The sequence below is a fragment of the Streptomyces sp. NPDC048171 genome, assembly GCF_043202655.1.
Lineage (GTDB): Bacteria > Actinomycetota > Actinomycetes > Streptomycetales > Streptomycetaceae > Streptomyces.
In genome coordinates this window covers 239,369-263,097 of sequence record NZ_JBIDAU010000006.1, presented here as the reverse complement: position 1 = coordinate 263,097, position 23,729 = coordinate 239,369, and the positions used below count along the sequence as shown (strand labels likewise).

Genomic DNA, 23,729 nt, shown 5'->3' with positions numbered 1-23,729 from the left:
GCCCGCCCTCCCGACCCCGCCCTCCTGACCAGGGCTCCGGCGGCTGTGCTGTGGCAGGCTGAAGGGGCACCCCGGCACCCGGGCCCCCAGGACAGGAGCGTGGCACATGCCCGTCGAACCGCTGTCGCGGCAGGAGATCGAAGAGCGGCTGACCGAGCTGCCGGGCTGGTCGCTGGAGGACGACCGGCTCACCCGTGTCTACCGGCTCGGCTCGCACTTCGCGGCGACCGCCATGGTCGTGCACGTCGCCCAGGTGCAGGAGGAACTCGACCACCACTCCGACCTCACCCTCGGCTACAACACCGTGTCCCTCGCGGTGCACACGCACAGCGCGGGCGGGGCCGTCACCGCGAAGGACGTCGAGCTGGCCCGCAGAGTGCAGGATCTGGCCGCCGGTCACGGGGCACACTGACGGTGTGCTCGACTACGACAAGGAAGCGGAGCGGTACGACGCGGCCCGCGGCGGCGAGCCCCGGGCCGAGGCCGCCGCACGGGCCGTACTGAGCCTGGTGCCGCGCGGGGCGCGCAGCCTGCTCGACGTCGCCTGCGGCACCGGCATCGTCACCCGGCGGCTGGCGGCCGCGCCGGGCGCCCCGCGGGTGACCGGCGCGGACCTCGCCCCCGCCATGGCCCGGCGGGCCGCGGCCCGGCTGCCCGGTGCCGTCGTGCTCGCCGACAGCCGGCGGCTGCCCTTCCGCGACGGCGGGTTCGACGCCGTCACCAGTGTGTGGCTGCTGCACCTGGCGGAGGGCGCCGGGGACGTGCGGGCGATCGTCGGCGAGTGCGCCCGCGTCCTGCGGCCCGGCGGGGTGTACGTGACCACCGTCGACAAGGGCGCCTCGCACAACGTGGGCAGTGACATCGACGCCGTGCTCGCGGCCCGCCCGCCCAGCACCGCCCACGACGCCGTCGCCCTCGTCGAGGCGCACGCCCGCGCGCACGGCCTGGTCCCGGCGGGGGAGGCCCGCTTCACCGGCCACGGCCAGGGCCGCAGCCCTCGCCGGACCGTCGCCGACCTGCGGCGCGGCTGGTTCGTCACGCTGCCGCCCGGCGAGCCGGGCGCGGAACACTTCGCCACCCGGCTCGCGGCCCTGCCGGACCAGGACCGGCCCCGGCCCGACCCCGTCTTCACCCTCCGCGCGTTCGTGAAGTCGTAGGCCGGAGGCGGCAACCCGGCCCTCCCGGGCGGCGACTGAGAGGCGGAACCCATCCGTCCTCCAGGAGGTCCGTCCCGTGAGGCACCCCCGCACGTACCGCAGACGCCCGCTCGCCCCGGCCGCCGCCCTCGCCGCCGCGGCACTGGTCGGCGCCGGCCTGACCACCCTCGGCTCCGGCACCGCCCACGCCGCCACGGCACGTCAGGTCGAGGCCCTCGACCGGGGCGTGGTCAGCGTCCACACCGGCGACGGCAACCTGGTCGGCTGGCGCTGGCTGGGCACCGACCCGGACGACGTCGCGTTCAACGTCTACCGGGCCGGCACGAAGGTCAACACCGCCCCCCTCACCGGCTCCACCACCTTCTTCCACGCCGGCGCCCCGTCCCACGCCGACTACACCGTCCGCGCCGTCGTCGGCGGCACCGAGCAGGGCGACTCCGTCCACGCCGTCCAGTTCCGGGCCGGCTACAAGGACGTGCCGATCAGCCCGCCCGCCGGCGGCACGACACCCGACGGCGTCTCCTACACCTACGAGGCGAACGACGCCTCCGTCGGGGACCTCGACGGCGACGGCGCGCTCGACCTCGTCCTCAAGTGGCAGCCGACCAACGCCAAGGACAACTCCCAGTCCGGATACACGGGCAACACGATCGTCGACGGCCTGCGGCTGGACGGCACCCGGCTCTGGCGCGTCGACCTCGGGCGCAACATCCGCTCGGGCGCCCACTACACCCAGTTCCAGGTGTACGACTACGACGGCGACGGCAGGGCCGAGGTGGCGATGAAGACCGCCGACGGCACCCGGGACGGCACCGGCGCGGTCGTCGGCAGCTCCTCCGCCGACCACCGCAACTCCTCCGGCTACGTCCTGTCCGGCCCCGAGTACCTGACCATGTTCAACGGCCTGACCGGCAAGGCCATGGGCACCGTCGACTACGTCCCCGCCCGGGGCACCGTCTCCTCCTGGGGCGACTCCTACGGCAACCGCGTCGACCGCTTCCTGGCCGGCACCGCGTACCTGGACGGCTCCCGGCCCTCCCTGATCATGGCGCGCGGCTACTACACGCGCTCCGTGATCGCCGCCTGGGACTGGCGCGACGGGCGGTTCACCCGCCGCTGGACCTTCGACACCAACTCCTCCACCAACACCGGCAAGGGCTACGACGGCCAGGGCAACCACCAGCTCTCCGTCGCGGACGTCGACGGCGACGGCAAGGACGAGATCGTCTACGGCGCGATGGCCGTCGACGACAACGGCAACGCCCTGTGGACCACGAGGAACGGCCACGGCGACGCCATGCACGTCGGCGACCTCGACCCGTCCCGCGCGGGCCTGGAGGAGTTCAAGGTGGACGAGGACGCCTCGAAGCCCTCGTCGTGGATGGCGGACGCGCGCACCGGTCAGATCCTCTGGTCCACCGGCGCGAGTGGCGACAACGGCCGGGGCGTCGCCGCGGACATCTGGTCCGGCAGCGCGGGCGCCGAGTCCTGGTCGTCGGCCGAGAGCGGCATCCGCAACCCGAAGGGCACGGTGGTGAACGGCCGCAAGCCCTCCAGCACCAACTTCCTGTCCTGGTGGGACGGAGACCCGGTCCGCGAACTCCTCGACGGCACCCGCGTCGACAAGTACGGCCCCTCCGGCGACACCCGCCTGCTCACCGGATCCGGCGTCGCGTCCAACAACGGCACCAAGGCCACCCCGGTCCTCGCGGGCGACATACTCGGCGACTGGCGCGAGGAGGTCGTCTGGCGCACGTCGGACAACACGGCCCTGCGCGTCTACTCCACCCCGTACGACACGGACCGCAGGATCACGACCCTCCTCCACGACCCCCAGTACCGCACGGCCCTGGCCTGGCAGAACACCGCCTACAACCAGCCCCCGCACCCGAGCTTCTTCCTCGGCGACGGCATGCCGACGGCGCCGCGGCCGACGGTGTACACACCGTGAACAGGGGTGGGGTGGGCGCCGCCGGACGCCCACCCCACCCTCGGCTCAGCCGGTCGCGCAGCTCCGGCCGGCCATCCGGAACGCGGTCGGGTCCGCGTTGGTCCCCGACCACTCGCCCGTGAAGCCGAAGGCCACCGAGGCGCCGGGGCCGACGCGGGCGTTCCAGCCGACGTTGCTCGCCGTCACCGTGGTGCCCGACCGGGTGTGCTCGGCGTTCCACATCCGGGACACCCCCTGGCCGCCCGCGAACGTCCAGTCGAGGGACCAGCCGTTCCAGGCCGCCGTACCGGTGTTGGTGAGCCGGACGTCCGCCTGGAAACCGCCGGGCCACTGGTTCGTGACCGTGTACGTCACCTCGCAGGCGCCGGTGGGCCCCGGGTCGGGGCCGGGATCGGTACCGCCGTCGCCCGCCGTGTCGCCGTACACGATCCCCCGGCCGTTGGTCGCCACGTACACCCGCCCGTACACCCGCGGGTCCCCGGTGATGGCCGCGCCCGTCCAGCCCCACTGGTGCGCGTCGTCGTTGACCCTGGTCCAGCTCGCTCCCGCGTCGGTGGAGCGGAAGATGCCGCGGACACCGCCGATCTTCGCGCTGGTGAAGAGCGTCTGGTAGGAGGCATCGGGTGCCGCCTTGCCGAAGCCGATCGTGTCGGCCGCCTCGACGTTCGGCAGCTTGGCGAAGGTCGCGCCGCCGTCCGTGGAGTGCCACAGGCCGTACCGGCCGTCCGGCGCGCCCCCGGCCAGCCAGACGTCGTCCGCGCGGCCCGGCAGGGCCTTGAAGCGGACGCTGTCACCGGCGGGCAGGCCGGTCGCCGCCGACGCGGTGAAGGTCGCGCCGCCGTCCGTGCTGACGTAGAACTTGCCGGACTTGAAGCCGTAGAAGGTCTTCGGGTCCACCCGGTCGGACTCGACGACGGCGCCGGCCGGGATGCCGCTCGACGCCTGCCATGAGGTGCCGAAGTCCGTCGTGTGGTGCACCCCGGCGCCCTCGGGGCTCCACACGAAGCGCCCGCCGTCCGAGCCCGCCGCGACCGTGCCGCCGCCGCTCACCCCCGCCGGGTCGCTGCCGCCGAACCAGGTGGCGCCGTTGTCCGTGGAGAACGCGATGTGCGGACCCGAGTCCAGGTTGCCCGACCGCACGACGACGTCCGGCTTCGCCTCCGCGAAGTCCAGGCTCGTGGAGGAGGTGAAGTTCGGGGAGGTGAACATCATCGACGGCACCTCGGTCAGGCTCGTGTGCCGGAAGCCGCCGACGTCACCCAGCGCGCTGAGGAGCGGCGCACCGGACGGTGGGGAGACGAGGTCGTTGACCGTGGTCTCCTCCAGGCCGCGCACCATGGGCTCGATGGCGAAGGTGCCGCCCTCGGCGTCCCAGTTCGTGAGGTTCTCCGTGCCGTAGATCGTCGCCCCCGTCCCGTACATCATCCTGTCCGGGTCGAACGGGTCGATCTCCAGCGCCTCCGTCATCCAGCCCAGCTTCGGGGTCTGCTCGGGCGGGGCCGGATTCGCGCCCCAGGTGAGCCACGGGGAGGAGGAGACGTCCATCGTGTAGCGGTTCTCGCGGGTCGGGTACGACGTGTACTCCCACGCCTGCGTCCAGGTCGCGCCGCTGTCCGTCGAGCGGTAGATCTGCGTGTCCGGCCACCAGGAGCTGTACGCCGTCGCCATGACCGTCCCCGGGTTCTGGCGGTCGACGGTCAGGCCGCTGAACCCGAAGTAGGTGTCCGCCTCCGCGACCGGGCTGATGTCCGTCCAGGTGCCCGTCGCCGTGGCGTACCGGTACAGCCGCCCCTTGCCGCCGTCGTACGGCCCGCCCGTGTCGCTGTAGGCCAGGTACAGGTGGCCGTTCTCCGCGTCCAGGACACCCTTGTGGGCCAGGTACCCGGTGGGCTGGCCGGCGAGCCGCTCCCAGGTCGCGCCCGCGTCCGTGGAGCGGTAGACGGCGTTCTCCTTGTCGGCGACGCCGACGTAGACGGTCTTCGTCGCCGCCCCCGCCGACCCCGTCGACTCGTCGAAGGTCACCCAGGTGACGCCCTGGTTGTCGGAGGCGTAGCCGGACGTGTCGCTCGGGTCCTGCGCGTAGTTCCCGGGGTTCGGGAAGGCCGTCACCTCGGACCAGGTCACGCCCGCGTCGGTCGACCGCCACAGGCCATGGCCGCTGGGCGCGCCCAGGTAGAGCACGTCGTTGTCGTGCGGGTCGACGGCCAGGCGTTCGCCCATGCCCCGGCCCGGCATGTTGCCGCCCAGCTTGAACGGCAGGTCCGTCTTCGCCCAGGTCGCACCCCGGTCGGCGGAGCGGAGCACCGCGCCGTCGCCCGGGTCCCAGTCGTTGGTGTAGGTGCCGACCGCCGCGTACACCCGGTCGGGGTCGACGGAGTCGGAGGCGATACTGGCCACGCCCGTGTGCCCCCAGTCGTCCCAGCCGACGTGGTCGAGGAGCGGCGTCCACGTGTGGGACGACTCCTGCCAGCGGTAGGCGCCGCCGATGTCGGTACGGGCGTAGGCCAGGTCCTTCTCGGTGCGGCTGAAGACGATGCCGGGGACGAATCCGCCGCCGTCGACACGGGCGTTCCTCCAGGTGTAGGTGTCGGCGGTGACGGCCGCCTCCGGTGTGCCGGCGGCCAGTGCGGTGGGCGGGCTGCCCGCCAGGAGACCGGCCGCGAGCGCCAGCAGAACGGTGAGGATCCTGGTTCTTCGCACGGTGGGGAACCGTCCTTCCGTCAGGAGCAGAACACATACGAGCACCGGGCGGCCCTCGCGAAGAACGAGGGCCGCCCGGCAGGGGTCCCGTCGTCCGGTGACGAGACCAAGCACGCGGAGCCTTGAGCGCCCCCCAGGGGCGCGGGGAACTGCGCGGCCAGCCACACTTGGCCCGCAGCCGAAGAACCCGCCCAACCCGCGGAGCGCCCCGCGGGGGCTATTCCAGTAGCTCCGCGTACGAACCCATGGCGAGGGCGATGTCCGCCTGCGCCCAGAACCGGTGGTACGTGAACGTGGGCGCGGCACCGCCCGCGAGATAGTCCTCGATCTTCGACCAGGCCGGGTCGTCCTGGTAGAAGGAGCGGATCGATGCGAACGTCGACGACGCGTCGATCGTGTCGCCGTTCGGCATGGTCCCGGTCCAGCCGTTCGGGACGTACACCGGGTCGTCGAAGCGGTTGTAGTCGGCGCGGGTCTCCGGGACGGCGATGCCGAGCGCGTCCTGGTTGTTCTCCCACATGCCGTCGAGCAGCGCCTTGGCGGTCGCGGCCGCCTCCGTGTCGCCCGAGCGGTCGGCGTAGTAGGTCAGGGTCTTGGCGTACGCAGCCGCCACACCCACGTCGTTGGTGTAGTCCGAGACGGTGACGTGCAGGTCGCCGTTGTCACCCGGGGAGGACGCGTTCCAGGTGTCGGGCTGCCCCGACCACTGCATCGTCGAGGGGATCCGGAAGGTGCCGTCCGGGTTGACCGTCGTCTCCGACAGCGCCCAGTCGACCCACTTGTCCAGGACCTCCTTCGCCGCCGTGTCGCCGCTCTGCTGGTAGTACTCGGCGACCCGCTCCATGGACCACGCCTGGAAGCCGAACCACTGGTTGGACGGCGGGTCGTGATACACCGGCTTCTCGTCGTAGTACATGCCGTAGAAGGTCGGCGTACCGGCCGGCGGAGTCGCGTACCGGCCCGCCCAGCTGTTGGTCGCGCCGCCCGCGATGGCCCCCTCGTCGGACTGCAGCCAGCGGTAGAACTCCACCTGCCGGTCCAGGGACTTGGCCCAGTCGGAGGCCCCGGTGGCCGACTTGGGCTTCAGGTCGGCGTAGGTGCTCAGCGCGTACGCGGCCAGCGGGTTCTGGTAGCCGCCGTGGGTGTGGCTGGAGCCGATGCGCCAGGCCCAGCCCGCCGAGGTGTCCACCGCGCCGCCCCAGGCGTAGTACCAGGACAGCAGGTAGTGCGAGGAGTCCTTGCCGGTGCCGGCCGGGCAGCTCGACGGGCCCACGCAGTCGCCGACCTTCTTGAAGTACTTGTCGAACATGGCGTAGCGAAGGTAGTCGCCCATCTTCGCGGCCTTGTCGAGGGTCCCGGCGATCTCGTCGCCCTTGCCCTGCTCCTCGGCCCAGACGTCCGCCCAGTACGCGGCCTGCACGGCCCGCGCGTCGGCGTCCGGGGCGTTGGTGAACTTCCACTGCTTCGCGTAGGACGCGTCGCCGGTGAACAGGTCCAGGTAGCCGTTCGGGCCGCCGTACTTGAAGGCGTCGCAGGTGGGCTGCGGCACCGTCTCCCACACCGACTCCTGCGCGCCGCGCTGGAAGGTGTTGATGTAGGAGGGGCCGGTGTCCGCCGGACCCGCCTCGCACTTGCCCGGCGAGTTGCCGTAGCCGTAGGTGTTGTCGACGTCCTGGAGCCAGTGCATGCCGTAGACGTCGTCGGTGCCGTACGCCGACTTCAGTTCACCGGCGATGGGGTCGGGACCGACGGAGACCGCGCCGTCCAGGGGCGCCGGATACTCGTTCGGCGTGTCCAGTTCGGGTGCGTAGGTCGCCGGCTTCGAGGCGTTGTAGGCCGAGTTGGTCGGCTGGTCGGCGTGCGTGGGGATCATGTACGTCTCCATGATCTCCCAGGCGTTGTTGAACCTCGACCAGTCGCCGGTCACCTTGCCGTACATGGCCTGGAGCCACAGCAGGTAGCTGTACGCCTCGGAGGTGGTCTCGTGCCCGTGGTCGGGCGCCTCGACGATCAGCGTCTCGACCGAGTGGTACGGGATGCCCTCGGGGGAGAAGTAGCCGTTCGCGGGGTCGGTGATCTTCCCGTACAGCTCCAGGAAGCGGGCGTCGTAGTCCTTCGCCGCGGCCAGCTGGGTCACGGTGACCGCGGCCTTGCCGTGTCCGGGGGCCGTCGACTCGAAGACCGCCGAACCGGTGCCCGACGCGTCCGCGGAGACGGTCACCCGCTGGGCGGTGTTCCAGTTCGACGGGGTGAAGGTGAGAGTCGCCCCACCGGTGAGCGAGAGCCCCGTGTTCCCGCTCGCGCGGGTCGTCGTGACAGTGACACCGGCGGCCGGCTGCTTCGACAGCTTGACCTCGTACGTCCCCGACTCGCCCTGCTGGACGCCGAGTTGGCCGGGTGAGGCGACCACGGCCGGTCCCGAGGCGACGGTGATGCCGACCGGCGTCGAACTGCCGGAGGCGCCCGTGCTGTCGTACGCCTTCGCCACCAGGGAATGACTGCCCACGGTCAAGCCAGAGGCGGAGTGCGTGTAGGGCGCGCTGGTGTCGGTGCCGAGCAGGGTGGTGTCGTCGTAGAACTCCACCTTGCTGATGCCGGCGCCGTCGGCCGCGGCGGCCGTGGCCGCGAGCGGCACCGCCTCGCCCTGCGAGTACACCGCGCCCGCCTCCGGGCTGGTCAGCACCGTGATCGGCGGCTGGTGCGCGCCGACGCACGAGGTGCCGTTGACCGCGAAGTTGGTGGGGGCCGTGTTGGTGCCGCTGTACGTGAACTGCCCCCCGGTGGTGACGGCGGCCCCGGCGGCGACCCGACCGTTGTACGAGGCGCTCCTCACCGTGACGTTCCGGCCCGACTGGGACCAGGTGCCGTTCCAGCCGTTGCTCAGCTTCTGGTCGCCCGCGTAGGCATACGTCAGCGTCCAGCCGTCGATGGCGTCGGTGCCGCGGTTGGTGAGCGTCAGCTCCGCGGTGAAGCCCGAGCCCCAGTCGTTCGTCCGGTAGTCCACGCTGCACTGAAGTGCGGCCGCCTGGGCGGGGGTCGAGCCGGTGCTCAGCATCGTGAGGGGCAGTGCGAGGGCCGCCAGTGCGGCGGTCCACAACCGCCGAGCGGTGCGGCGTCTGCGTCTGTGTCGGGGGTGCATGGTGCTGGTTCCTCCTTGCGGCTCGGGGAGGGGGTGGGGGAGGAGCAACAAGCCTTGAACCAGTGGGAGCGCTCCCATAGTGAGGAGAGGGGCATCGGCGGTCAAGATGCGTGAAGAGTCGAAATGATTCGACAGGGCGAGCGGCGAGAAAGTCGGTAACTCCTCTGTTCTTTGCCGTCACTTGGCGCTACCTTCGCTGAACCAGTGGGAGCGGTTCCATCAGTCGGCGCGTCCGTCACGGCGTGCCCGAGCTGCAAGGAGTCGCTCATGCGCCACCCCCCGCTCCACCTTCCGCGTTCAGGACTTTTAGCCGCTGCCGCGGCCTGTCCTCCCGCGCGTCTTCGGCCGGCCCGCCGGCCCGCACACACCCCGGGCCCCCGCACCATGCCCGCGGGCCGTTCCTGACCTTCGATCACGACGGCACCCCCATGCCGATCGGCAGCGGACCGCGCCGAGGGACGCGCGGTCCCGGACGACAGCACCCGCACCCCCACGAAAGAAGGAACCCGCACTCATGACCCGTACCAGAACCGCGATGCTCGCTGCCCTGACGCTGGTCGCCGGCGCCTCCGGCACTGCGCTGGCCGCCCACTCCGCGAGCGCCGGAGCCGCGGCCGCCGCCTGCACGGTCGACTACAAGGTGCAGAACGACTGGGGAAGCGGCTTCACCGCCGCCGTGACCGTCACCAACAACGGTGCCGCCACCTCGAACTGGTCGCTGGGATGGACCTACGCCGGCAGTCAGAAGGTCACCAACGGCTGGAACGCCAAGGTCAGCCAGAGCGGTGCCGCCGTCACCGCGGCCAACGAGTCGTACAACGGCACCCTCGCCACGGGTGGTTCGGCGAGCTTCGGCTTCCAGGCCACCTACAGCGGCGCCAACGCGGTCCCGGCCACCTTCACCCTCAACGGCGTGACGTGCAACGTCGACGGCGGACCGACCGACCCGACGGACCCCACCGGACCGTCCGACCGGGTGAACAACCCCTATGAGGGCGCCAAGGTCTACGTGAACCCCGAGTGGTCCGCGAAGGCGGCCGCCGAACCGGGCGGCTCCCGGATCGCGAACCAGCCCACCGGTGTGTGGCTCGACCGGATCGCCGCCATCAACGGCGTGAACGGCGGCATGGGGCTGCGCGATCACCTCGACGAGGCGCTGACGCAGAAGGGCTCGGGCGAACTCGCCGTCCAGCTCGTCATCTACAACCTCCCCGGCCGTGACTGCGCCGCCCTCGCCTCCAACGGCGAGCTGGGCCCGACAGAGATCGACAAGTACAAGACGCAGTACATCGACCCGATCGCCGAGATCCTCGCCGACCCGAAGTACGCGGGTCTCAGGATCGTCACCACGGTCGAGATCGACTCGCTGCCCAACCTGGTCACCAATGTCAGCGGCCGGCCGACCGCCACGCCGAACTGCGACGTGATGAAGGCCAACGGCAACTACCAGAAGGGCGTCGGCTACGCCCTGAACAAGCTCGGCGACATCGGCAACGTCTACAACTACATCGACGCCGGCCACCACGGCTGGCTCGGCTGGGACGACAACTTCGGCGCCTCCGCCGACATGTTCAAGACCGCCGCCACCACCGAGGGCGCGACCGTCGGCGACGTGCACGGCTTCATCGTCAACACCGCCAACTACAGCGCCCTGAAGGAGGACAACTTCAAGATCGAGGACTCGGTGAACGGAACCTCCGTGCGCCAGTCCAAGTGGGTCGACTGGAACCGCTACACCGACGAGCTGTCCTACGCCCAGGCCATGCGCGCGAAGCTGGTCTCGATCGGCTTCGACCAGAACCTCGGCATGCTGATCGACACCTCGCGCAACGGCTGGGGCGGCACTGCCCGGCCCACCGGTCCGGGTGCCACGACCAACGTGGACACCTACGTGAACGGTGGACGCTACGACCGCCGCATCCACCTCGGGAACTGGTGCAACCAGTCCGGAGCCGGCCTCGGCGAACGTCCGCAGTCCAGTCCCGCCGCGGGGATCGACGCGTACGTGTGGATGAAGCCCCCGGGCGAGTCCGACGGAGCGAGCGAGGAGATCCCGAACGACGAGGGCAAGGGCTTCGACCGGATGTGCGACCCCACCTACGAGGGCAACGCGCGCAACGGCAACAACCCCTCGGGCGCGCTGGCGAACGCCCCGGTCTCCGGGCACTGGTTCTCCGCGCAGTTCCAGGAGCTGATGAAGAACGCCTACCCGCCGCTGTCGTGAGCGGCTTCCCCCACGGGTGAGTCACCGGGGTCCGGTCCTTGCGGGCCGGGCCCCGGCGGCCTCCACCATTTTGCGGTACCGGCAACATTGTTTGCCCGAACGGGGTGAGTCGTCGCACCCTGAGGTCACCGCGAACGGGAGGCTGACCAGCATGGCGCACGACCACCACCACGACGAGCACGGTTCCGCGCACGGGCACGGGCACGGACACGGAACCGGACACGGACACGACCACACCGACCTGGACTGGGCCGAGATGGCCCCGCTGCTGGAGGCGCAGGCCGAGCTGTACACGCCGCTGTACCGGCAGGCCATGAGCTGGCTGGCGCGGGAGGTGACCGACCCCGGCCTGGTCGTCGACGTCGGCAGCGGACCGGGAGTCGTCTCCTGCGAGTTCGCCGACGTCTTCCCCGGCGCCCGCGTCGTCGCCGCCGACGGCGCCGGTCCGCTGCTGGACCGGGCCCGGGACCGGGCCGCCCGGCTCGGTGTCGCCGACCGCTTCGGCACCCTCACCGGCGACCTGCCCGGCGCCCTGGGCGAGCTGGAGTACCCCGCCGACCTGATGTGGGCGAGCCAGAGCCTGCACCACCTCGGCGACCAGCGCGCCGCCCTCGCCGCCCTCGGCGGGCACCTCGCGCCCGGCGGCACGCTGGCGATCCTGGAGGGTGGACTGCCCGCCCGGTTCCTGCCCCGCGACATCGGCTTCGGGCGTCCCGGGCTCCAGGCCAGGATCCACGCCGTGGAGGAGGACTTCTTCGCCGAGATGCGCGCGAGCCTGCCCGGCTCGGTGCCCGAGACGGAGGACTGGCCCGCGCTGCTGACCGCCGCCGGCCTGAAGCACACCGGCACCCGCAGCTTCCTCCTCGACCTGCCCGCGCCCGTCTCCGACGCGGCCCGCGACTACGCGGCTTCCTCTCTCTCCCGGCTCCGCGAGCGGGTCGGCGACGGTCTGGACGCCGGGGACCGGGACACCCTGGACCGGCTCCTGGACCCCGGGGACGAGGGGAGCGTGCACCGGCGGCAGGACGTGTTCGTGCTGGTGGCGCACACCGTGTACACGGCGGTACGGCCGGTCTGAAACGCCGCCGTACCGGGCCCTTGACTTCGAGAGCGCTCCAAGTGATGGACTCCCCTCCGTCCGGAAGCAATGCCTGCGCGGACACGCGGGCACAGACACAGGGGGAACCATGACCGACGCACCGGTCGCGCTCATCACCGGCGGCGGCAGCGGTATCGGAGCCGCCGTCGCCCGGCGGCTGCTGGACGCGGGGCACCGGGTGGCCGTCACCGGGCGCGGGGAGGCGAGGCTGCGCGCGTTCGCCGGTGAACTCGGCGATCCCGAGGGCCTGCTGACCCTGGCCGGCGACGCCGCCGACCACACCCGGGTGGCCTCCGCCGTCGAAGCGACGCTCAAGGAGTTCGGCCGCCTCGACACGGTGGTCGCCAACGCGGGGTTCGCCACCCACGACACGGTGGCCGAGGGCGACCCCGAGGGCTGGACGGAGATGGTGCTGACCAACGTGCTCGGACCCGCGCTGCTGATCAGGGCGTCGATCGACGCCCTGAAGCAGACGCGTGGGCGGATCGTGCTGGTCGGCAGCGTCGCCGGGTTCGTGAACACCCCGGGCAACCTCTACGGTGCCACGAAGTGGGCCGTGACCGGTCTCGCCGAGAACACCCGCAGGGAGGTCACCCAGTGGGGTGTCGGCGTGACCCTGATCGCGCCCGGCCGGGTGGAGACCCCGTTCTGGGAGGCGACCGGCGGTCTGCCGCCCGGCGAGCTGCTCACCGCCGACCAGATCGCCGACTCGATCGTCTGGGCCACCACCCAGCCGGCCGGCGTCGACGTCAACACGGTGGTCGTACGGCCGCTGGGTCAGCCCAACTGACGGGAGGGGAGGGGTCCGGCCGGACCCCTCCCCTCGCGCATGACGCTCAGGCGGTGCTCAGGAGTTGACCTCCGCCGGGTCCGAGCCCAGACGCCGGTCCTCGTTCAGCGCGCTGATCGCCGCCAGGTCCTCGGTGTCCAGGGCGAAGCCGAACACGTCGATGTTCTCCTTGATCCGCGACGGGGTCACGGACTTCGGGATCACCACGTTGCCGAGCTGGAGGTGCCAGCGCAGCACGACCTGGGCCGGCGTGCGGTTGTGCTTCTGGGCGATGGCCACGATCGCCGGGATCTCCAGGATCCCCTTGCCGGAGCCGAGCGGGGACCATGCCTCGGTGGCGATGCCCTGCTCCGCGTGGACCTCGCGGGAGGCGTGCTGCTGGAGGTGCGGGTGCAGCTCGATCTGGTTGACGGCCGGGACGACGGACGTCTCACCGGTCAGCCGCTCCAGGTGCTCCGGCAGGAAGTTGGAGACGCCGATGGCCCGCACCCGCCCGTCGGCGAGCAGCTTCTCGAACGCCTTGTACGTGTCGACATACCGATCCTTGGCCGGTACCGGCCAGTGGATCAGGTAGAGGTCCAGGTACTCCAGGCCCAGCTTCGCCAGTGAGGCGTCGAAGGCGCGGAGGGTGGAGTCGTACCCCTGCTCGCTGTTCCAGAGCTTGGTGGTGACGAAGAGATCCTCGCGGGCCACGCCGGAGGCGGCGAGTGCCCTGCCGGTGCCCTCTTCATTGCCGTAGATCGCCGCGGTGTCGATGCTGCGGTACCCGGCCTCCAGCGCCTGGACCACGGCCGTCTCTGCCTCGTCGTCCGGCACCTGCCAGACGCCGAAGCCCAGCTGGGGCATCTCGACGCCGTTGTTCAGGATGATCGGGGGGACCTTGCTGCTCACGAGCTCTTGATCCTTCGGTTGTGGTCAGGTGGTACTCATATCGTCAACGATCACGAGCCCGTGCGCATTCCTGACCGGGGAACTCACGCCGTGTAGAGCGCCGCGACCTCAGCACCGTAGGCCTTCTCGATGGCCTTGCGCTTCAGTTTCAGCGAAGGCGTCAGCAGGCCGTGCTCCTCCGTGAACGGCTGGGCGAGGATGCGGAAGGTGCGGATCGACTCGGCCTGCGACACGAGCGTGTTGGCCGCGACGACCGCGCGCCGCACCTCCGTCTCCAGGTCGGAGTCGTGCACCAGGTCGGCCGGGGGCATCTGCGGCTTGTTCCGCATGGCCAGCCAGTGCTCGACCGCCTCCTGGTCCAGGGTGATGAGGGCGGCGACGTAGGGGCGGTCGTTGCCGACGACGATGCACTGGTTGATCAGCGGGTGGTCCCGCACGCGCTCCTCCAGCAGCCCCGGGGAGACGCTCTTGCCGCCGGAGGTCACCAGGATCTCCTTCTTGCGGCCGGTGATGGTGAGGTAGCCGTCCTCGTCCAGGGCGCCCAGGTCGCCGGTGGCCAGCCATCCGTCGTGCAGGGTCTCGTCGGTGGCCTTCGGGTTGTTGAGATAGCCCTGGAAGACGTTCTCGCCGTTCAGCCAGATCTCGCCGTCGTCCGCGATGTGCACGGTGACGCCGGGGACGGGGCGGCCGACCGTGCCGTAGCGGGTGCGCTCGGGCGGGTTGGCGGTGGCCGCCGCCGTGGACTCGGTCAGGCCGTAGCCCTCGTAGATCTGCACGCCCGCGCCCGCGAAGAACAGACCCAGCCGCCGGTCCATCGCGGAGCCGCCCGACATGGCGTTGCGGATGCGCCCGCCCATCGCCGCCCGCACCTTGGCGTAGACGAGTTTGTCGAACAACTGGTGCTGCATCCGCAGTCCCGCGGACGGCCCCGGCCCGGTGCCCCAGGCCTTCGCCTCCACCGCGTCGGCGTACTTGACGGCCACGTCGACGGCCTTCTCGAAGGGGCCGCCCTTGCCCTCCTTCTCGGCCTTGCGCCGGGCCGCGTTGAACACCTTCTCGAAGATGTACGGCACGGCCAGGATGAAGGTGGGTCTGAAGGCCGCCAGGTCGGGCAGCAGGGCCGCGGCGTTCAGCTGCGGCTGGTGGCCGAAGCGGACCTTGCCGCGGATCGCCGCGACCTCCACCATCCGGCCGAAGACGTGGGCGAGCGGCAGGAACAGCAGGGTCGACGCCTCGTCGCCCTTCTTGGAGTGGAACACCGGCTCCCACCGCTCGATGACGGTGTCCGCCTCCCACATGAAGTTGCCGTGCGAGATGACACAGCCCTTGGGCCGTCCGGTGGTGCCGGAGGTGTAGATGATGGTGGCGACCGAGTCGGGCGTGACCGCCTTGCGATGCCGGTGGATCACGTCGTCGTCGAGGTGCGCCCCCGCGTCGTACAGCTCCTGGACGGCGCCCGAGTCGAGCTGCCACAGGCCGCGCAGGTGCGGCAGCCGGTCGATGACGGTGGCGATGGTCATCGCGTGGTCCTCGTGCTCCACGACCGCGGCCGTCACCTCGGCGTCGTACAGCATCCACATGCACTGGTCGGCCGAGGAGGTCGGGTAGACCGGCACCACCTGGGCGCCGATCGTCCACAGGGCGAAGTCGAACAGGGTCCACTCGTAGCGGGTGCGGGACATGATGGCGACCCGGTCGCCGAAGCGGATGCCCTGGGCGAGCAGGCCCTTGGCGAGCGCCAGCACCTCGTCGCGGAACGCACCGGCGGTGACGTCCCGCCACTGCCCGTCCGCGTCCTTGCGCCCCAGCGCGATGTGCGCCGGATCCTCCTGGGCATGCTCGAAGACGACGTCGGCCAGACCGCCCACCGGCGGTGCCGACGTCAAGGGAGGACTGGTGAACTCACGCAAACCCCGCTCCCCGCTCTGGAATGAAGCCCCGCACAGCGCGGTGAAAGCTACCCCACCCGAAGCGGGGACGGGAGGGGTGCCAAATCCGAGCAGGGCTCATGTTCGCGCTGGTCAGCGAGAGAAAATGCGCTCACATGGGGAAGGGTCGGACAGTTTCCTGACGGTTGAGTAAGTTTCGGTGGCGTAATCTCCACCGAATCTGTACGACCCACTTACCGCCGGTACGGTGCCGCCGGCTCCTTCGCCGCGGCCGGCGTTGTGGCGGCCTTTGCGCGCGTGTCGCGGCTCTCGCGGCCGGCCCGCACGAGCACGAGCACCAGCACCCCGGCGACGGCCGCGACCGTGCCTGCGGTCAGCGCCGCGGCGTTCAGCCCGGAGGCGAACGCGGCGCGCAGCGCGTGCTCGCCGAACACGCCCTCCAGGGCGCCGGCCGCACCGCCGGCCAGACCGTGCGCCGCGTCGTGCGGCAGCGTGTCCGTCATCCGCGCGGTCAGCACGGTGCCGAACACGGCGATGCCGAGCGCGTACCCGAGCTGCCGGAAGGTGTTGACCGCGCCGCCCGCCATCCCGGCCCGCTCCGCCGGCACCGCCGCCAGCGCGGCGCCCGCGATCCCCGGCGACACCAGGCCCGTACCGACGCCCACCAGCAGCAGCCCCGGCACCAGGGCGGACGCGCCGGACGAGGCGTCCAGGAACGCCATGGCGTACTGCCCCGCCGCGATCAGCAGCAGCCCGCCCCCGATGGTGAAGCGGGCGGGCACCCCGTGCAGCAGCCGCCCGCCCGCCGCGGCCACCACGAACGACGCCAGCGACAGCCACACGAACACCAGCCCGCCCCGCACCGGGCTCATCCCGAGCAGCGTCTGCAGCCAGATGGAGGTGTACGCCATCACGCCGAACGCCGCCGCGTTGAAGGCCAGCGCGCCCAGCATCACGCCCGAGAACGCGGGCCGCAGGAACAGTCGCGGGTCGAGCAGCGGATCGGCGGCCCGGCGCTCGACGGCGACGAAGCCGCCCAGCGCCACCGCCGCGAGGGCGAAGGAGACGAGGGTGCCCGCCTCCGACCAGCCGTGCGAACCGGCCCGCACCGCCCCGTAGGTCACCGCACCCGCGAACGCCGCGAACGTGGCCGTACCCGCCCAGTCCACGCGACGCCCGCCGGCGCCACGCGACTCGGGCACCACGCGCAGCGTCAGCCAGACCGCCGCCACGCTCACCGGCAGGTTCACCCAGAAGATCCACCGCCAGCCCGGACCGTCCGTGAGCAGCCCGCCGAGCACCGGCCCCACGGCCGCCGCGGCACCGCTGACCGCACCCCACACGCCGAGCGCCATCGACCGCCGGCGCCCCTGGTACACCGAGCCGAGCAGCGGCAGCGTGGTGGCGAACATCGCCGCCGCGCCCACGCCCTGGAGTCCCCGCGCGGCGACCAGCATCCCCGGCCCGGTGGCCAGCCCGCACAGCAGCGACGCCGCCGCGAACAGCACCACGCCCGCCACGTGCACCCGGCGGCGTCCCAGGACGTCGGCGGCGGCTCCCATGCCCAGCAGCAGCGCCGCCAGTGCCAGCGCGTAGCCGTCCATCACCCACTGCAGATCGCTGAGCGACGCGTGCAGCCCCCGGGCCATGTCCGGCAGCGCGACGACCGCGATCGTCACGTCCAGCAGCAGCATGAACGTCCCGAGGCACACCGCCGTCAGCGGCCCCCATGTACGCATTCCGTCTTCTCCCTGTGTGCGACGACTTCCCGTGCCTCCGTACGATGAGGCGCACACGGCCGATCGCGCCGGTCCTCGGCGTCCGGCCGACGAAATCCGATGGGAACTGCCGTCATGCGGATGGAATCCGACACCTTCGACGAGCTGGACCTGCGCGTCCTCGATGCACTGGAGGTCAACGGCCGCGCCTCCTTCAGCCGGATCGGGGCGGTCCTCGGCGTCTCCGACCAGACCGTCGCCCGCCGCTACCGCAGGCTGTGCGCCGAGGGCGGTCTGCGGGTGGTCGCCGTGCGGGACGCCCAGCGGCTCGGCCAGGACCACTGGACGCTGCGGCTGCGCTGCGTCCCCGACAGCGCCTCCGCCATCGCGGACGCCCTCGCCAAGCGGCCCGACACCAGCTGGATCGGGCTGGCGGCGGGCGGTACGGAGATCATCTTCGGTACCCGTCCGCGCAGCGCGGGGGACCGGGACGACCTGCTGCTCGGCAAGCTGCCGCGCACCCCGCGCGTCCTGGAGATCCACGCCCACCAGATCCTGCACCGCTTCTACGGCGGACCCAGCGGCTGGCTGCGCAAGTTCGCCGTACTCAGTGACGACGAGGTCGCCGCCCTGCGCCCCCGGCACGGCCCGGCGGCGCGGGAACCGGCCCGCATCGAGCCCGAGGACGAGCCGCTGCTGGCCGTCCTGGAACGCGACGGGCGCGCCACCCACCCGGAGTTGCAGCGGGCCACCGGGCGTTCCGAGTCCGCCGTCAAGCGCCGCCTCGCCGCGCTGTTCGCCTCCGGGGCCGTCTACGTCGACGTGGAGTACCACTCCGAGATCCTCGGCTACCCCACGGCCGCCGTCCTGTGGATCACCACCAGCCCGGCCGCCCTCCACCGGGTGGGCCAGGCCCTCGCCGCGCACAACGAGATCGCCCACGCCGCCGCCACCGCCGGCCCGTCCAACATCATTGCCACGGCGGTCGTCCGCAACACCGCCGACCTCTACGCCTACCTCAGCGGGCCGCTCGGCCGGCTGGAGGGCGTCCAGCACGTGGAGGCGTCGCCCTTTCTGCGCCGGGTCAAGCAGCTCACCTACCCGAGCCCCGCCCGCTGAGGCCGGTGCAGCCGGTCGCCGCCCGCGAGGACCGCCGCCGCCAGCGCGTCCGCCGCACCCTGCGCGGAGGGACGGCGCCGGCCGTGCACCAGCACGAAGTCGACGCGGCCCAGCTCGGGCAGCCCGGCCCGGTCCGGGACGCGCACCAGACCGGGCGGGACGAGCCCGCGCGAGTGCGCCATCACGCCCAGGCCCGCGCGGGCGGCCGCGATCAGGCCGTTGAGGCTGCCGCTGGTGCACGCGACGTGCCACTCCCGGCCCTGCCGCTGGAGGGCCTCCAGCGCGAGCGCCCGGGTGATGCCCGGCGGCGGATAGACGATCAGCGGCACCGGGCGGTCGGGGTCGAGACGCAGCCGCTCCGCGCCGATCCACACCAGCCGGTCGCTCCAGACCGGCTCGCCCCGCGGGTCCTCGGGCCGCCGCTTGGCCAGCACCAGGTCCAGCTCCCCGTCGGCCAGCTGCCGGTGCAGCGTGCCCGACAGCTCCACCGTCAGTTCCAGGTCGACCTCGGGGTGGTCGTGCCGGAAGCCCTCCAGGATCTCCGGCAGCCGGGTCAGCACGAAGTCCTCCGAGGCCCCGAACCGGAGCCGCCCGCGCAGCCGGGTACCGCCGAAGAAGGCGGTGGCCTGCTCGTGCACCTCCAGGATGCGGCGGGCGAACCCGAGCATCGCCTCCCCGTCCTCCGTCAGCTCCACCGAGTGCGTGTCGCGGCTGAACAGCTGACGCCCCGTGGCGTCCTCCAGCCGCCGCACGTGCTGGCTCACGGTCGACTGACGCAGCCCGAGCCGCCGGGCGGCCTGGGTGAAGCTCAGCGTCTGCGCCACCGACAGGAACGTACGCAGGTGGGAGGGGTCGTACACGGCACCAGGCTATCGCGGTACGTGATGACAGTCAGAGCGGTATACCGGATTCCCGATCGCAGCGTGGGCGAGCAGGATGGAGCGGGGACCCGCGAGCCTTCGGCCGTGAGCCCTCGAACGACCGTGAACAAGCAAGTGGAGCACCGTGAAACGCCTGCGATGGCCCCGTTGGATGCCGATCGACCCGTACATCCTGCTGCTGCTCGGGACGGTGGGCCTCGCGGCCCTGCTGCCGGCCCGCGGCACGGGCGCGGACGTCGCCTCCGGTGCCTCCACCGCGGCGATCGCGTTCCTCTTCTTCCTCTACGGCGCCCGGCTCTCCACCCGTGAGGCGATGGACGGGGTACGTCACTGGCGGCTCCACGTCACCGTGCTGGCCTGCACCTTCGTCGTGTTCCCGCTGCTCGGGCTGGCGTCGCGCGGACTCGTGCCCGTCTTCCTGACCGACCCCCTCTACCAGGGCCTGCTCTTCCTCACCCTGGTCCCCTCCACCATCCAGTCCTCGATCGCCTTCACCTCCATGGCCCGCGGCAACGTGCCCGCCGCGATCTGCGCCGGGTCGTTCTCCTCGCTGGTGGGCATCGTCGTCACGCCGCTGCTGGCCGCCGCCCTGCTCGGCAGCGGCGGAGGCGGGTTCTCCGCCGACTCGCTGCTGGAGATCGTGCTGCAACTGCTGGTGCCGTTCGCCGCCGGGCAGGTGCTGCGCCGCTGGATCGGGGGTTTCGTCGCCCGGCACAAGAAGGTCCTCCAGCTCGTCGACCGCGGCTCGATCCTCCTCGTCGTCTACACCGCGTTCAGCGAGGGCATGGTCCAGGGCATCTGGCATCAGGTGAGCCCCGTCCGGCTGGCCGGGCTGCTGGCCGTGGAGGCGGTACTGCTCGCCGTGATGCTGCTGCTGACCTGGTACGGGGCGAAGGGGCTCGGCTTCGGCCGGGAGGACCGGATCGCGATCCAGTTCGCGGGGTCGAAGAAGTCGCTCGCCGCCGGACTGCCCATGGCGAGCGTCCTGTTCGGCGCCCACGCCTCGCTGGCCGTGCTGCCGCTGATGCTCTTCCACCAGATGCAGCTCATGGTGTGCGCGGTCATCGCCAAGCGCCGCTCCCACGACCCGGAGGCGCCCGCGCCCGGCGACGGCACCGCCGCGCCGGCACCCGCACCGGTGGGCTCCGGCCACCGCTGAGTCCCCCGGGGGACTCTCAGTCGCCCGCCGCCACCCCGTCCACGGTGTCCATGGGCAGGTGCAGGACGGTGTTCCCGACGGCCGCGGGCGGGTCCGCGGCGGCGATCTCCTCGTCGGTCAGCGCCCGGTTCCACACGTGCACGTCGTCGACCGCGCCGGTGAGGCGGGCCCTGCCGTCCACGCGCTCGCCGATGTGCACGCCGAACGGCGAGTCGCGGCCGACCGACCCGGGCACGTCCGCCGTCTCGCCGACCGCCGTGCCGTCCACGAACAGCGCGAGCCGGCCCCCGCCACGGCGCAGCGCCAGGTGGTGCCAGCGCCCGTCGTTGAGCGCGCCGTCGGTGCGCACCCACGCCGAGCGCGGGGCCGCCGCGCCGTCGCGCGCGGTGATCAGCCCCTGGACCCGCCCGGCGCCGGGTTCGGCCCGCAGCCACACCTGTGGCTGCGAGGTCCCGACGCCGCCCATCCACAGCAGCGGCTGCTCCCCGTCGGCCGCCGAATACCGGAACCGCAGCGATGCCGTGAAGTCACCGGCCCCCAGCGGCAGCCGCTCGTCGAACGGCAGCCGTACGGCGTCGTCGGCGCCGTCGAGGGCGAGCGCGCCGCCCACCGCGCCCGACGTCGTCCCGGCACCGCCGAGCACCGCGGCGGGTGCCGCGCCGGGGGCGAGGTCCGGGGTGGTGGGATCGGCGGCCCGGCGCGGCAGGAGCCAGTCCTCGGTGAAGCGGGCGAAGCGGATCTCGTCGCGGGCGTCGACCGCCCCGGCCTCGTACAGGAGGCCCACCGTCGTGTCGTCGACGGCCACCATGTCGGAGTAGCCGGACCAGTCCCGGGTGACGACGGTGCCGCGGTCCACGCTGTCCCAGGTCGCGCCGGAGTCGTAGGAGGAGCGGACCGACATCGTCCGGCGACGGTCGGGATCGGCGGGGGCGGAGAGCAGCATCCGGTCGCCCAGGCGGAGCAGGGCCCCCTGCACCTGCGGGGTGTACAGGTCGGGCAGGGTACGGAAGGGGGCCTCGAAGCTGTCGCCGCCGTCCCTGCTGACGGCCTGGGTGCGGTGGCCGAGGTCGGTGCCCCGCTCCTCCCGGCCGCTGACCAGGAGCGCTCCGTCGGCGCGCTCGGTGAGGGTCAGTTCGGAGGGCTTCTGCCGGAAGGTGCCGTCGGCGGCGACGGGCCAGGTGTCGGTGGCGCCGACCTTCCAGTGCTCGCCGCCGTCGTCGCTGACCACGAGGGCCGCGTGGTTGGCGGTGACCCGGTCGCCGTCCCAGGTCTCGGCGTTGACGCCGACGACGAGGCGCCCGGGGTGGCCGCCGCCCGTGAGCTGGACGCCGTGCACGGGGCCGGTGGCGTACCAGGAGTTCCAGTCGGCCGGCAGGATCTCGGGGCTCAGGTCGCGGGGCGCGGACCAGGTGCGGCCGTCGTCGTCGCTGTACTGGAGGTGGGGCGTGCGGGCGCAGGGGATCGCGCAGTTGGCGGCGTCGGTGCGGCCGGCGTTGTAGGTCTCGGTCAGCAGGACGCGGCCGGTGGCGCGGTCGACGACCGGAGCAGGGTTGCCGTGCGTGTCGCCGCCGCCGTCGTTGACGACCTGGAGCGGGCCCCAGGTGCGTCCGCCGTCGGTGGAGCGCTTGAGGACGACGTCGATGTCGGCGGCGTCCCCGCAGTTCAGGACGCGGCCCTCGGCGAAGGCGAGCAGCGTGCCGTCCGTCGTCCGCACGATCGCCGGGATGCGGAAGCAGGCGTAGCCGCCCGGGTCGGTGGCCGCCCGGAAGAGGACCCGCTCCTCGAACTCCGGCGCCCGGCTCTCGGACCGGGCGTGGGCCGGCAGGGGGGTCACGGCCAGTGCGGAGAGCGCCGCGAGGGCGAACCAGGGGATGCGCGCACGCGTGCGGGAACGTGATGACGGCATGGGATGGTCTGCCCTTCGGACGGCTGGTGGGAGCCGGTCGTTCGGACATCAGTACAGCAGTACGATCCGAGCGCGCCCTGCATGATCACGCGCGTGTCGGCGGCCGCTGGGGGGTCAGCCGGCCACCGCCTGCCCCTGGACTCGTCCGGGTCGACGCCGGTGAAGGCGGCCGGCGACGTCGAGGCGGGGCCCCGCGGCGCAGGGGGCGCTCCCCGCCGGCCGGGACCCCGCCGCCGTGCCGCGGGGAGCGGGGTCAGCCCTGGGCGGCCGCGGCCCTCAGGGCGACGCGGTCCTCGCCCGCGTACACGTTCATGGAGCTGCCGCGCAGGAACCCGACCAGCGTCAGCCCCGTCTCGGCGGCCAGGTCCACCGCGAGCGAGGACGGTGCCGACACCGCGGCCAGCACCGGGATGCCCGCCATCACGGCCTTCTGCGCCAGCTCGAAGGAGGCCCGGCCCGACACCAGCAGCACGGAGCGGGAGAGCGGCAGGTCCCCGTTCTGCAGGGCACGGCCGACCAGCTTGTCGACCGCGTTGTGCCGCCCCACGTCCTCCCGTACGTCGACCAGCTCTCCGTCCTCGGTGAACAGGGCCGCCGCGTGCAGTCCGCCGGTCCGGTCGAAGACCCGCTGGGCCGCGCGCAGCCGGTCCGGCAGGTCCGCCAGCAGCTCCGGGGTCACCAGGACCGGGGGAGTGTCGGCGATGGGCCAGCGGGCCGTGGTCCGCACCGCGTCCAGGCTCGCCTTGCCGCACAGCCCGCAGGACGAGGTCGTGTAGACGTTCCGCTCCAGGGTGATGTCGGGGACCGACACGCCGGGGGAGGTCCGCACGTCGACCACGTTGTACGTGTTCGAGCCGTCGGCCGTGGCGCCGGCGCAGTACACGATGTTCTGGAGATCGTCCTGCTCGGCGAGCACGCCCTCGCTGACCAGGAAGCCGGCCGCCAGCGCGAAGTCGTCGCCGGGGGTGCGCATCGTGATCGCCAGCGGCTTGCCGTTCAGCCGGATCTCCAGCGGTTCCTCGGCGACGAGCGTGTCCGGGCGGGTGGAGACCGCGCCGTCCCGTACGCGGATCACCTTGCGTCGTTCCGTGACTCGTCCCATGTCG

At 72.3% G+C, this 23,729-nt stretch carries 16 protein-coding genes; 8 read left to right on the top strand and 8 right to left on the bottom strand.

Features of this window, described 5'->3' with window-relative positions:
- Positions 1 to 106 precede the first annotated feature (106 nt).
- The 3 genes from ACGF3J_RS18630 to ACGF3J_RS18620 all read left to right on the top strand — a co-directional run bounded on the left by ACGF3J_RS18630 (position 107) and on the right by ACGF3J_RS18620 (position 3,108).
- Positions 107 to 412 (top strand): 4a-hydroxytetrahydrobiopterin dehydratase, encoded by a 306-nt coding sequence (locus ACGF3J_RS18630; RefSeq protein ID WP_161326688.1) that lies wholly within the window; start codon positions 107 to 109, stop codon positions 410 to 412.
- A gap of 4 nt (positions 413 to 416) precedes the next feature.
- The gene (locus ACGF3J_RS18625) at positions 417 to 1,157 is read left to right on the top strand and encodes a class I SAM-dependent methyltransferase (protein WP_161326687.1); all 741 of its coding nucleotides are present in this window, start codon (positions 417 to 419) and stop codon (positions 1,155 to 1,157) included.
- A 76-nt stretch (positions 1,158 to 1,233) separates the two neighbouring features.
- Positions 1,234 to 3,108: a rhamnogalacturonan lyase gene (locus ACGF3J_RS18620; RefSeq protein ID WP_393854318.1), complete on the top strand. Its 1,875-nt coding sequence runs from the start codon at positions 1,234 to 1,236 to the stop codon at positions 3,106 to 3,108.
- Between the two features lie 45 nt (positions 3,109 to 3,153).
- Here ACGF3J_RS18620 and ACGF3J_RS18615 read toward each other — a convergent pair whose 3' ends face one another.
- Complete coding sequence (locus ACGF3J_RS18615) at positions 3,154 to 5,808, bottom strand: cellulose binding domain-containing protein (RefSeq protein WP_393854317.1); 2,655 nt, start codon at positions 5,806 to 5,808, stop codon at positions 3,154 to 3,156.
- Positions 5,809 to 6,025: 217 nt separating this feature from the next.
- Entirely contained in the window at positions 6,026 to 8,947 is a 2,922-nt protein-coding gene (locus ACGF3J_RS18610) for a glycoside hydrolase family 48 protein (protein ID WP_393854316.1), read from the bottom strand.
- A 514-nt stretch (positions 8,948 to 9,461) separates the two neighbouring features.
- Here ACGF3J_RS18610 and ACGF3J_RS18605 point away from each other — a divergent pair.
- The 3 genes from ACGF3J_RS18605 (at position 9,462) to ACGF3J_RS18595 (ending at position 13,060) form a co-directional block, all read left to right on the top strand.
- The gene (locus tag ACGF3J_RS18605; RefSeq protein ID WP_393854315.1) at positions 9,462 to 11,171 is read left to right on the top strand and encodes a glycoside hydrolase family 6 protein; all 1,710 of its coding nucleotides are present in this window, start codon (positions 9,462 to 9,464) and stop codon (positions 11,169 to 11,171) included.
- Between the two features lie 151 nt (positions 11,172 to 11,322).
- Positions 11,323 to 12,249: a class I SAM-dependent methyltransferase gene (locus ACGF3J_RS18600; RefSeq protein WP_393854314.1), complete on the top strand. Its 927-nt coding sequence runs from the start codon at positions 11,323 to 11,325 to the stop codon at positions 12,247 to 12,249.
- A gap of 109 nt (positions 12,250 to 12,358) precedes the next feature.
- Complete coding sequence (locus tag ACGF3J_RS18595) at positions 12,359 to 13,060, top strand: SDR family oxidoreductase (protein WP_393854313.1); 702 nt, start codon at positions 12,359 to 12,361, stop codon at positions 13,058 to 13,060.
- A 57-nt stretch (positions 13,061 to 13,117) separates the two neighbouring features.
- Here ACGF3J_RS18595 and ACGF3J_RS18590 read toward each other — a convergent pair whose 3' ends face one another.
- The 3 genes from ACGF3J_RS18590 to ACGF3J_RS18580 all read right to left on the bottom strand — a co-directional run bounded on the left by ACGF3J_RS18590 (position 13,118) and on the right by ACGF3J_RS18580 (position 17,579).
- Positions 13,118 to 13,951 carry an aldo/keto reductase gene (locus ACGF3J_RS18590; RefSeq protein ID WP_386930630.1) on the bottom strand — a complete coding sequence of 278 codons (834 nt, stop codon included), beginning with the start codon at positions 13,949 to 13,951 and terminating at the stop codon, positions 13,118 to 13,120.
- A gap of 83 nt (positions 13,952 to 14,034) precedes the next feature.
- Entirely contained in the window at positions 14,035 to 15,861 is a 1,827-nt protein-coding gene (locus tag ACGF3J_RS18585) for an AMP-dependent synthetase/ligase (RefSeq protein ID WP_393854312.1), read from the bottom strand.
- 212 nt (positions 15,862 to 16,073) lie between these two features.
- On the bottom strand, positions 16,074 to 17,579 hold the full coding sequence (locus ACGF3J_RS18580) for an MFS transporter (RefSeq protein ID WP_393854311.1): 1,506 nt from the start codon (positions 17,577 to 17,579) through the stop codon (positions 16,074 to 16,076).
- Positions 17,580 to 17,693: 114 nt separating this feature from the next.
- Here ACGF3J_RS18580 and ACGF3J_RS18575 point away from each other — a divergent pair, with 114 nt between their 5' ends.
- The gene (locus ACGF3J_RS18575) at positions 17,694 to 18,677 is read left to right on the top strand and encodes an Lrp/AsnC family transcriptional regulator (RefSeq protein ID WP_393854310.1); all 984 of its coding nucleotides are present in this window, start codon (positions 17,694 to 17,696) and stop codon (positions 18,675 to 18,677) included.
- Here ACGF3J_RS18575 and ACGF3J_RS18570 read toward each other — a convergent pair.
- On the bottom strand, positions 18,656 to 19,537 hold the full coding sequence (locus tag ACGF3J_RS18570) for a LysR substrate-binding domain-containing protein (protein WP_393854309.1): 882 nt from the start codon (positions 19,535 to 19,537) through the stop codon (positions 18,656 to 18,658). The two genes, ACGF3J_RS18575 and ACGF3J_RS18570, sit on opposite strands and share 22 nt — an antisense overlap.
- A 145-nt stretch (positions 19,538 to 19,682) precedes the next feature.
- Between ACGF3J_RS18570 and ACGF3J_RS18565 the strand changes: the two genes are divergently transcribed.
- Positions 19,683 to 20,717: a bile acid:sodium symporter family protein gene (locus tag ACGF3J_RS18565; protein ID WP_161331490.1), complete on the top strand. Its 1,035-nt coding sequence runs from the start codon at positions 19,683 to 19,685 to the stop codon at positions 20,715 to 20,717.
- A gap of 16 nt (positions 20,718 to 20,733) precedes the next feature.
- On the opposite strand, the gene ACGF3J_RS18560 is transcribed toward ACGF3J_RS18565, so the two are convergent.
- Together ACGF3J_RS18560 and fdhD are read right to left on the bottom strand one after the other, a co-directional pair.
- The gene (locus ACGF3J_RS18560) at positions 20,734 to 22,623 is read right to left on the bottom strand and encodes an exo-alpha-sialidase (protein ID WP_393854308.1); all 1,890 of its coding nucleotides are present in this window, start codon (positions 22,621 to 22,623) and stop codon (positions 20,734 to 20,736) included.
- Between the two features lie 253 nt (positions 22,624 to 22,876).
- Positions 22,877 to 23,725 (bottom strand): formate dehydrogenase accessory sulfurtransferase FdhD, encoded by an 849-nt coding sequence (gene fdhD / locus ACGF3J_RS18555; RefSeq protein ID WP_161330809.1) that lies wholly within the window; start codon positions 23,723 to 23,725, stop codon positions 22,877 to 22,879.
- Between the last annotated feature and the right edge of the window lie 4 nt (positions 23,726 to 23,729).

Bases quoted from the DNA above. Each gene is read 5' to 3' on its own strand.
- ACGF3J_RS18600 (WP_393854314.1), top strand. From the start codon at position 11,323: ATGGCGCACGACCACCACCACGACGAGCACGGTTCCGCGCACGGGCAC.
- ACGF3J_RS18575 (WP_393854310.1), top strand. From the start codon at position 17,694: ATGCGGATGGAATCCGACACCTTCGACGAGCTGGACCTGCGCGTCCTC.
- ACGF3J_RS18610 (WP_393854316.1), bottom strand. From the start codon at position 8,947: ATGCACCCCCGACACAGACGCAGACGCCGCACCGCTCGGCGGTTGTGG.
- fdhD (WP_161330809.1), bottom strand. From the start codon at position 23,725: ATGGGACGAGTCACGGAACGACGCAAGGTGATCCGCGTACGGGACGGC.
- ACGF3J_RS18560 (WP_393854308.1), bottom strand. From the start codon at position 22,623: ATGCCGTCATCACGTTCCCGCACGCGTGCGCGCATCCCCTGGTTCGCC.
- ACGF3J_RS18605 (WP_393854315.1), top strand. From the start codon at position 9,462: ATGACCCGTACCAGAACCGCGATGCTCGCTGCCCTGACGCTGGTCGCC.
- ACGF3J_RS18580 (WP_393854311.1), bottom strand. From the start codon at position 17,579: ATGCGTACATGGGGGCCGCTGACGGCGGTGTGCCTCGGGACGTTCATG.
- ACGF3J_RS18595 (WP_393854313.1), top strand. From the start codon at position 12,359: ATGACCGACGCACCGGTCGCGCTCATCACCGGCGGCGGCAGCGGTATC.
- ACGF3J_RS18630 (WP_161326688.1), top strand. From the start codon at position 107: ATGCCCGTCGAACCGCTGTCGCGGCAGGAGATCGAAGAGCGGCTGACC.